Annotated in this window: 1 protein-coding gene; it reads left to right on the forward strand. The window is 70.5% G+C overall.

The genetic code is table 11. The features are described from left to right. A partial coding sequence (locus FKP22_RS31520) for an ATP-binding domain-containing protein (protein ID WP_170201211.1) occupies nucleotides 1-1020 on the forward strand: 1020 nt, incomplete at both ends.

Genomic DNA, 1020 nt, shown 5'->3' on the forward strand with positions numbered 1-1020 from the left:
GCTTCGCGCGCTGCGCCAGGTCTGGCTGAGCCAGGGCGTGCTGACGCTGCTGCGCCGCACGCTGCACGAGCTGGATCTGCCGGCACGCTGGCTGCCGCTGCCCGATGGCGAGCGCCGCCTGACCAACTACCTGCATTTGGCCGAGCTGCTGCAGGCCGCCAGCAGCCAGCTGGATGGCGAGCTGGCGCTGATCCGCTGGCTGACCGGTGAGATCGGCCAGGCGGCCGAGGGCATGGCTGGCGGCGACGAGCAGATCGTGCGGCTGGAGAGCGATGCGGACCTGGTGCAGGTCGTCACGGTGCACAAGAGCAAGGGCCTCGAATATCCGGTCGTGTGTCTGCCGTTTGCCGGCGCGCTGCGCCAAGAGACGCGGCGCAACACAGGCTTCGTCGCGATGGTGGACGAGGCCGGGCGTCGCTCGCTGGACCTCAGCCTGAGCGACGAAGCGATGGCGCAGGCCGAGCGCGAGCGGCTGCGCGAGGACTTGCGGCTGTTCTATGTGGCGCTGACCCGGGCGCGGCATGCGCTGTGGCTGGGGCTGGTGCCGCTGGCCGTGGGCAACTCGCGCAACAAGGAAGTGCCGGACACGCTGAGCCACCTGAGCGCCATTGGCTACCTGCTGGGCGGGCCCGAGCCGGTCACGCCGGAAGGTTTGCAGGTGGCGATCGAAGACCTGGCCGCCGAGATTGGCGATGCCGCCGTGATGACCTGGCAGCGCGCACCTTGCGCCGAAGACGCGGTGGTGCCGGTCACGCGGCTGGCTGCCCGCGAACAGCTTCCGCCGCTGCAGGACGCGCCGCCATACCCCGGCCGTTTCGACCAGCACTGGGGCATTGCCAGCTTCTCGTCGCTGGTGCGCGCGATCCAGCACGGGCCAAGCCAGATCGTGCATGCCCTGCCTCGCCCGGCCGATGACGAAACAGCCGCGGCCGAAGCTTTGCCCGGACCGGTTCGTCAGCCTGCGGACCTGCCGCCCTGGCACCGCTTCGAGCGCGGCGCCATCGCCGGCAACTTCCTGCA

The sequence above is a fragment of the Ideonella azotifigens genome (assembly GCF_006519715.1).
Lineage (GTDB): Bacteria > Pseudomonadota > Gammaproteobacteria > Burkholderiales > Burkholderiaceae_C > Ideonella > Ideonella azotifigens.